This window comes from uncultured Escherichia sp. (assembly GCF_948475835.1).
In the GTDB taxonomy this organism is placed as follows: Bacteria; Pseudomonadota; Gammaproteobacteria; order Enterobacterales; family Enterobacteriaceae; genus ECMA0423.
In genome coordinates, this window is record NZ_CAOLGM010000163.1 from 1 (window position 1) to 8,168 (window position 8,168).

Consider the following 8,168-nt stretch of genomic DNA (forward strand, 5'->3'; position numbering starts at 1 on the left):
AATATATATTTGTAACAAATCAATCAAAATGGAATAAAATCATGCTACCATCTATTTCAATCAACAATACCAGCGCAACTTACCCAGAATCCATTAATGAAAATAACAATGATGAAGTTAATGGATTAGTACAAGAGCTCAAAAACCTTTTTAATGGTAAGGAAGGAATAAGCACCTGTATTAAACATCTACTTGAGCTTATAAAAAACGCCATACGAGTAAACGACGATCCTTATAGATTTAATATTAATAATTCCTCAGTTACTTATATTGATATTGGCTCCAATGATACAGACCATATTACTATTGGTATCGACAACCAAGAACCAATAGAATTACCTGCGAACTATAAAGACAAAGAACTCGTCCGTACTATCATTAATGACAACATAGTTGAGAAGACTCATGATATCAATAACAAGGAAATGATCTTCAGCGCATTAAAAGAAATATATGATGGAGATCCTGGTTTTATCTTCGATAAGATATCACACAAACTCAGACATACGGTAACGGAATTTGATGAGAGCGGGAATAGCGAACCAACGGACTTATTTACCTGGTACGGTAAAGATAAAAAAGGCGACTCTCTCGCTATTGTAATTAAAAATAAAAACGGAAATGATTACTTATCTCTCGGTTACTACGATCAGGACGACTACCACATTCAAAGAGGAATTCGTATTAATGGTGATAGTCTCACCCAATATTGTAGTGAAAACGCCAGGAGTGCTTCAGCGTGGTTTGAAAGCAGCAAAGCTATCATGGCAGAATCATTTGCAACAGGTTCCGATCATCAGGTTGTAAACGAGCTCAACGGGGAAAGACTGAGAGAACCTAACGAAGTTTTTAAACGTTTAGGTCGAGCAATAAGATATAATTTTCAAGTGGACGATGCAAAATTTAGACGCGATAATGTAAAAGAAATAATTTCTACTTTATTCGCTAACAAAGTTGACGTTGACCATCCTGAAAATAAATACAAAGACTTTAAGGATCTCGAAGATAAAGTTGAAAAAAGGCTTCAAAATCGCCAGACGGAATATCAAAATGAAATTAATCAACTATCTGCGCCAGGTGTTAATTTTGATGATATTTAAAATTATTTTTCCAGTTTTTTGATTTTTCAACTCCTGAATATCGGAAATAGTCAGTGACGAACATCAGTATTTTTACATCATTACGTCCGGGTCATTGTCGGTTTATCTCCTTTTACTTGTGGTAATTGAGGGATAACAACAAAAAAGGTGAGTATTGCGACTCACCTTTTTTATTTGTTTCTTATTCAGAATCGATATCTTTTAAATCATCCTGAATCGCTTGCGCGTTCGGATTTTCCTGCGGTTTGAGTTCGCCGCCATTAGCGATGAAATCATGACGCTGGAAGTACGCTTCGCGCACCATAATATAAGGATCGGACGACTGACGCAGCAGACCATCGGAATCCAACAACTGCGCACGAGTTTCTATCCCTTCAAGCGTCCATTTACCCACAGACATCGGCCAGGTCAGCCAGGAAAGAACCGGGTAAAGACCATCCGCCATATCACCACCGTCATCACGCAGCGTGAAGCTACCGTAGAACGGTAACTGGACGTAAGGCCCATAACCCACGCCATAATGACCAAGCGTACTACCGAAGCGGTGAGGTTCAGTCCGTTGCAGTTTCGGGTTCGCCATCCCTGCAACATCAATAAAACCGCCCATCCCCAAAATGGTGTTCAGGAAAAAGCGGGTAAAGTGGACCATCCCCTGATAAGGGTCGCCCTGCAAGAAGTAGTTAACCATCACCGCAGGTTCTTCAAGGTTGCCAGTAAAGTTGCTCAAACCGTTACGCGCCGGTTGCGGAACATAATCACGCCAGGCGACAGCGACCGGTCGAACAATATACGGGTCTAATACATTGAAGTTGAAGTTGTACATGGTGCGGTTGAACCCTTCTAACGGGTCAGAACGCCCTTGCTGATCTGTACCGGAACTCGCACACCCCACCAGAAGCGTAGTTCCCAGAGCAAGCGCCGACAGGCGAAGCTTCATAAATGTCTCCCTGTTTTTTTATGGCTTATGCAGTTTGCCATCCATGACGGAACGATACCGTATCCGCCTGTTTAGGTGTGGGCGATTGTAACAGCACGTCAACTGATGTCCAGACGCCCTGATTTGCTGATTTGATCATAGCCTGGTAATCGCCGCCCTGTAGGCTACTTGATTCTATAGAAACAGAAAAAGGCAAACGCAGCCTTTTCTACATTTTCAGAGTAACTCCCGCCAGTTGCGAGCAAAAAAGCCGCTACGCTTTAGCTATACGTGCTAATTCAAGAGAAGAGACCATGGACAACGACAAAATTGATCAACACAGCGACGAAATTGAAGTTGAGAGCGAAGAAAAAGAGCGCGGCAAAAAAATAGAAATAGATGAAGACCGACTCCCCTCCCGGGCGATGGCAATTCATGAGCATATCCGCCAGGATGGTGAAAAAGAGCTGGAACGCGACGCAATGGCGCTACTGTGGTCAGCCATTGCGGCGGGTCTGTCGATGGGCGCTTCGCTACTGGCAAAAGGGATATTTCATGTCGAACTGGAAGGAGTGCCAGGCAGCTTCTTACTGGAGAATCTCGGTTATACCTTTGGTTTTATTATCGTCATTATGGCCCGCCAGCAATTATTTACCGAAAACACCGTGACTGCGGTACTACCCGTCATGCAAAAACCGACAATGAGCAACGTCGGCTTACTTATGCGATTATGGGGCGTCGTGCTGCTGGGTAATATTCTCGGGACAGGTATTGCTGCATGGGCATTTGAATATATGCCTATCTTCAATGAAGAAACTCGCGATGCATTTGTCAAAATCGGCATGGATGTGATGAAGAACACCCCCAGCGAGATGTTTGCCAACGCGATCATTTCCGGCTGGCTGATCGCCACTATGGTTTGGATGTTTCCTGCTGCGGGTGCGGCAAAGATTGTGGTGATTATATTGATGACCTGGCTTATTGCACTGGGTGACACCACCCACATCGTTGTCGGTTCTGTTGAAATCCTCTATCTGGTGTTTAACGGCACGCTGCACTGGAGCGATTTCATCTGGCCCTTCGCACTACCTACTTTAGCGGGGAACATCTGCGGCGGCACCTTTATCTTCGCGTTAATGAGTCATGCACAGATTCGTAACGACATGAGCAACAAGCGTAAAGCAGAAGCACGCCAAAAAGCAGAACGTGCGGAAAACATTAAGAAAAATGATAAAAACCCAGCATAAATGGCGAGGGTTTAAGCAATCGAGCGGCAGCGTACTTACCCCGCAGTCCATTAGCGGGTATACTCATGCCGCATTGTCCTCTTAGTTAAATGGATATAACGAGCCCCTCCTAAGGGCTAATTGCAGGTTCGATTCCTGCAGGGGACACCAGATACCCTTCAAACGAAATCTACCTTCACCCCGTAAAAGATGGGTTTGGCAGCACACTTGCCTTATATCTACTCATTTTTACTGCAACAGGTTGAAATCTCAGCACTGTCAGAAAGCGCTGATGACTAAACAGCCCTGGGCCGGGCGATGTAACCATCACACAGAATCCTGATAGCGAAATATGGCGTGACTCGATACTTCACTCCGCAATGCATTCCTTGATGAATTCGCAGGACCGTGATACACGGGACAGGTCACTGAATGACGACAATGTCCTAGAAATCAGCGAACCGCGCATCTGAAGTACATTTGAGCGACTGTACCAGAACATGAATGAGGCGTTTGGATTAGGCGATTATTAGCAGGGCTAAGCATTTTACTATTATTATTTTCCGGTTGAGGGATATAGAGCTATCGACAACAACCGGAAAAAGTTTACGTCTATATTGCTGAAGGTACAGGCGTTTCCATAACTATTTGCTCGCGTTTTTTACTCAAGAAGAAAATGCCAAATAGCAACATCAGGCAGACAATACCCGAAATTGCGAAGAAAACTGTCTGGTAGCCTGCGTGGTCAAAGAGTATCCCAGTCGGCGTTGAAAGCAGCACAATCCCAAGCGAACTGGCAATTTGAAAACCAATCAGAAAGATCGTCGACGACAGGCGCTTATCAAAGTTTGCCACGCTGTATTTGAAGACGGATATGACACAAAGTGGAACCTCAATGGCATGTAACAACTTCACTAATGAAATAATCCAGGGGTTAACGAACAGCGCGCAGGAAAGGATACGCAACGCCATAATCACAACTCCGATAAGTAATGCATTTTTTGGCCCTACCCGATTCACAAAGAAAGGAATAATCGCCATGCACAGCGCTTCGAGTACCACCTGGAATGAGTTGAGATAACCATACAGGCGCGTTCCTACATCGTGTGATTCGAATAAACCTGAATAAAAGACAGGAAAAAGTTGTTGATCAAAAATGTTATAGAAAGACCACGTCCCCACAATAAATATGACGAAAACCCAGAAGTTTCGATCCTTGAAAACTGCGATAAAATCCTCTTTTTTTACCCCTCCCGCATCTGCCGCTACGCACTGGTGATCCTTATCTTTAAAACGCATGTTGATCATCATAAATACAGCGCCAAATAGCGAGACCAACCAGAAGTTGATATGGGGACTGATACTAAAAAATATGCCGGCAAAGAACGCGCCAATAGCATAGCCAAAAGATCCCCAGGCGCGCGCTGTTCCATATTCGAAATGAAAATTTCGCGCCATTTTTTCGGTGAAGCTATCAAGCAAACCGCATCCCGCCAGATACCCCAAGCCAAAAAATAGCGCCCCCAGAATTAGACCTACAGAAAAATTGCTTTGCAGTAACGGTTCATAAACGTAAATCATAAACGGTCCGGTCAAGACCAGGATGAAACTCATACACCAGATGAGCGGTTTCTTCAGACCGAGTTTATCCTGAACGATGCCGTAGAACATCATAAATAGAATGCTGGTAAACTGGTTGACCGAATAAAGTGTACCTAATTCCGTCCCTGTCAACCCTAGATGTCCTTTCAGCCAAATAGCGTATAACGACCACCACAGCGACCAGGAAATAAAAAAGAGAAATGAGTAACTGGATGCAAAACGATAGTACGCATTTCTGAATGGAATATTCAGTGCCATAATTACCTGCCTGTCGTTAAAAAATTCACGTCCTATTTAGAGATAAGAGCGACTTCGCCGTTTACTTCTCACTATTCCAGTTCTTGTCGACATGGCAGCGCTGTCATTGCCCCTTTCGCCGTTACTGCAAGCGCTCCGCAACGTTGAGCGAGATCGATAATTCGTCGCATTTCTCTCTCATCTGTAGATAATCCCGTAGAGGACAGACCTGTGAGTAACCCGGCAACGAACGCATCTCCCGCCCCCGTGCTATCGACACAATTCACAGACATTCCAGCAAAATGGTGAACTTGTCCTCGATAACAGACCACCACACCTTCTGCACCTTTAGTCACCAACAGCATGGCGATCTCATACTCTTTTGCCAGGGCGCATATATCCCGATCGTTCTGTGTTTTTCCACTGATAAGTCGCCATTCTTCTTCCGAGAGCTTGACGACATCCGCCAGTTGTAGCGCCTGCCGCAAACACAAGCGGAGCAAATGCTCGTCTTGCCATAGATCTTCACGAATATTAGGATCGAAGCTGACAAAACCTCCGGCATGCCGGATCGCCGTCATCGCAGTAAATGCGCTGGTACGCGAAGGCTCGGCAGACAACGCAATTGAACAGAGATGTAACCATTCGCCATGTCGCCAGCAGGGCAAGTCTGTCGTCTCTAAAAAAAGATCGGCACTGGGGCGGACCATAAACGTAAATGAACGTTCCCCTTGATCGTTCAGATCGACAAGCACCGTGGATGTCCGGTGCCATTCATCTTGCTTCAGATACGTGATATCGACTCCCTCAGTTAGCAGCGTTCTTTGCATTAACGCACCAAAAGGATCATCCCCCACCCGACCTATAAACCCACTTGTTCCGCCTAATCTGGCGATTCCCACCGCAACGTTAGCTGGCGCGCCGCCAGGACAAGGCAGTAGCCGCCCGTCTGATTCTGGCAAGAGATCTACGACCGCATCCCCTAAAACCCATACTTTGGCTGACATTTTTTTCCCTTAAATTCATCTGAGTTACGCATAGTGATAAACCTCTTTTTCGCAAAAATCGTCATGGATTTACTAAAACATGCATATTCGATCACAAAACGTCATAGTTAACGTTAACATTTGTGATATTCATCGCATTTATGAAAGTAAGGGACTTTATTTTTATAAAAGTTAACGTTAACAATTCACCAAATTTGCTTAACCAGGATGATTAAAATGACGCAATCTCGATTGCATGCGGCGCAAAACGCCCTAGCAAAACTTCATGAGCACCGGGGTAACACTTTCTATCCCCATTTTCACCTCGCGCCTCCTGCCGGGTGGATGAACGATCCAAACGGCCTGATCTGGTTTAACGATCGTTATCACGCGTTTTATCAACATCACCCGATGAGCGAACACTGGGGGCCAATGCACTGGGGACATGCCACCAGCGACGATATGATCCACTGGCAGCATGAGCCTATTGCGCTAGCGCCAGGAGACGATAATGACAAAGACGGGTGTTTTTCAGGTAGTGCTGTCGATGACAATGGTGTCCTCTCACTTATCTACACCGGACACGTCTGGCTCGATGGTGCAGGTAATGACGATGCAATTCGCGAAGTACAATGTCTGGCTACCAGTCGGGATGGTATTCATTTCGAGAAACAGGGTGTGATCCTCACTCCACCAGAAGGAATCATGCACTTCCGCGATCCTAAAGTGTGGCGTGAAGCCGACACATGGTGGATGGTAGTCGGGGCGAAAGATCCAGGCAACACGGGGCAGATCCTGCTTTATCGCGGCAGTTCATTGCGTGAATGGACCTTCGATCGCGTACTGGCCCACGCTGATGCGGGTGAAAGCTATATGTGGGAATGTCCGGACTTTTTCAGCCTTGGCGATCAGCATTATCTGATGTTTTCCCCGCAGGGAATGAATGCCGAGGGATACAGTTACCGAAATCGCTTTCAAAGTGGCGTAATACCCGGAATGTGGTCGCCAGGACGACTTTTTGCACAATCCGGGCATTTTACTGAACTTGATAACGGGCATGACTTTTATGCACCACAAAGCTTTTTAGCGAAGGATGGTCGGCGTATTGTTATCGGCTGGATGGATATGTGGGAATCGCCAATGCCCTCAAAACGTGAAGGATGGGCAGGCTGCATGACGCTGGCGCGCGAGCTATCAGAGAGCAATGGCAAACTTCTACAACGCCCGGTTCACGAAGCTGAGTCGTTACGCCAGCAGCATCAATCTGTCTCTCCCCGCACAATCAGCAATAAATATGTTTTGCAGGAAAACGCGCAAGCAGTTGAGATTCAGTTGCAGTGGGCGCTGAAGAACAGTGATGCCGAACATTACGGATTACAGCTCGGCACTGGAATGCGGCTGTATATTGATAACCAATCTGAGCGACTTGTTTTGTGGCGGTATTACCCACACGAGAATTTAGACGGCTACCGTAGTATTCCCCTCCCGCAGCGTGACACGCTCGCCCTAAGGATATTTATCGATACATCATCCGTGGAAGTATTTATTAACGACGGGGAAGCGGTGATGAGTAGTCGAATCTATCCGCAGCCAGAAGAACGGGAACTGTCGCTTTATGCCTCCCACGGAGTGGCTGTGCTGCAACATGGAGCACTCTGGCTACTGGGTTAACATAATATCAGGTGGAACAACGGATCAACAGCGGGCAAGGGATCCGCGTCACTCTTCCCCCTTCACGACCTTCAATAATATGCAATGCAGCTTCCCGCCCGATAATGTCATGTGGAAGCTGAATTGTGGTCAGCGGCGGTAAAAACAGATGCCCGACGCCAACCAGATTATCAAAGCCCATTACGGCGACATCCTGCGGGATACGTACCCCCTTCGCCAGGAGAACCTGATAAGCGACAAAGGCTGCGCGATCGTTACCACATATCAGAACATCAAAATCTGGTTTGCCCGGTTTGAAGTGGGCATTGAGTAAACTTGCGAGATCGGTGTAGTGATCATCACCTGTTGCCATGTGAAATTGTTTCACCTCAGCCAGATCTCGTCCAGCATCACGCCAGGCCTGCTCAAATCCCTGCCGACGATACCCTGT

General features: G+C 46.1%; 7 protein-coding genes and 1 tRNA gene. 4 read left to right on the forward strand and 4 right to left on the reverse strand.

Annotated features, from left to right (window positions below):
• The first annotated feature begins 41 nt into the window (after positions 1-41).
• Positions 42-1,100 carry a protein YfdF gene (gene yfdF / locus QZF50_RS21340; RefSeq protein ID WP_000937840.1) on the forward strand — a complete coding sequence of 353 codons (1,059 nt, stop codon included), beginning with the start codon at positions 42-44 and terminating at the stop codon, positions 1,098-1,100.
• 181 nt (positions 1,101-1,281) lie between these two features.
• On the opposite strand, the gene mlaA is transcribed toward yfdF, so the two are convergent.
• A complete protein-coding gene (gene mlaA, locus QZF50_RS21345) occupies positions 1,282-2,037 on the reverse strand; it encodes a phospholipid-binding lipoprotein MlaA (protein ID WP_000776768.1) in 756 nt (251 codons plus the stop codon).
• Positions 2,038-2,330: 293 nt separating this feature from the next.
• Between mlaA and QZF50_RS21350 the strand changes: the two genes are divergently transcribed.
• Positions 2,331-3,263: a formate/nitrite transporter family protein gene (locus tag QZF50_RS21350; protein ID WP_000368131.1), complete on the forward strand. Its 933-nt coding sequence runs from the start codon at positions 2,331-2,333 to the stop codon at positions 3,261-3,263.
• A gap of 75 nt (positions 3,264-3,338) precedes the next feature.
• Positions 3,339-3,413, forward strand: a tRNA-Arg gene (locus QZF50_RS21355).
• Positions 3,414-3,854: 441 nt separating this feature from the next.
• Here QZF50_RS21355 and QZF50_RS21360 read toward each other — a convergent pair.
• Both QZF50_RS21360 and QZF50_RS21365 read right to left on the reverse strand, forming a co-directional pair.
• Positions 3,855-5,102 (reverse strand): oligosaccharide MFS transporter, encoded by a 1,248-nt coding sequence (locus tag QZF50_RS21360; RefSeq protein WP_001197025.1) that lies wholly within the window; start codon positions 5,100-5,102, stop codon positions 3,855-3,857.
• 71 nt (positions 5,103-5,173) lie between these two features.
• Positions 5,174-6,088, reverse strand: coding sequence for an aminoimidazole riboside kinase (locus QZF50_RS21365; protein ID WP_001274887.1), 915 nt, complete (start codon positions 6,086-6,088; stop codon positions 5,174-5,176).
• Positions 6,089-6,304: 216 nt separating this feature from the next.
• Between QZF50_RS21365 and cscA the strand changes: the two genes are divergently transcribed.
• Entirely contained in the window at positions 6,305-7,738 is a 1,434-nt protein-coding gene (gene cscA / locus QZF50_RS21370) for a sucrose-6-phosphate hydrolase (protein ID WP_000194515.1), read from the forward strand.
• 7 nt (positions 7,739-7,745) lie between these two features.
• On the opposite strand, the gene QZF50_RS21375 is transcribed toward cscA, so the two are convergent.
• A partial coding sequence (locus tag QZF50_RS21375) for a substrate-binding domain-containing protein (RefSeq protein ID WP_290388984.1) occupies positions 7,746-8,168 on the reverse strand: 423 nt, incomplete at its 5' end.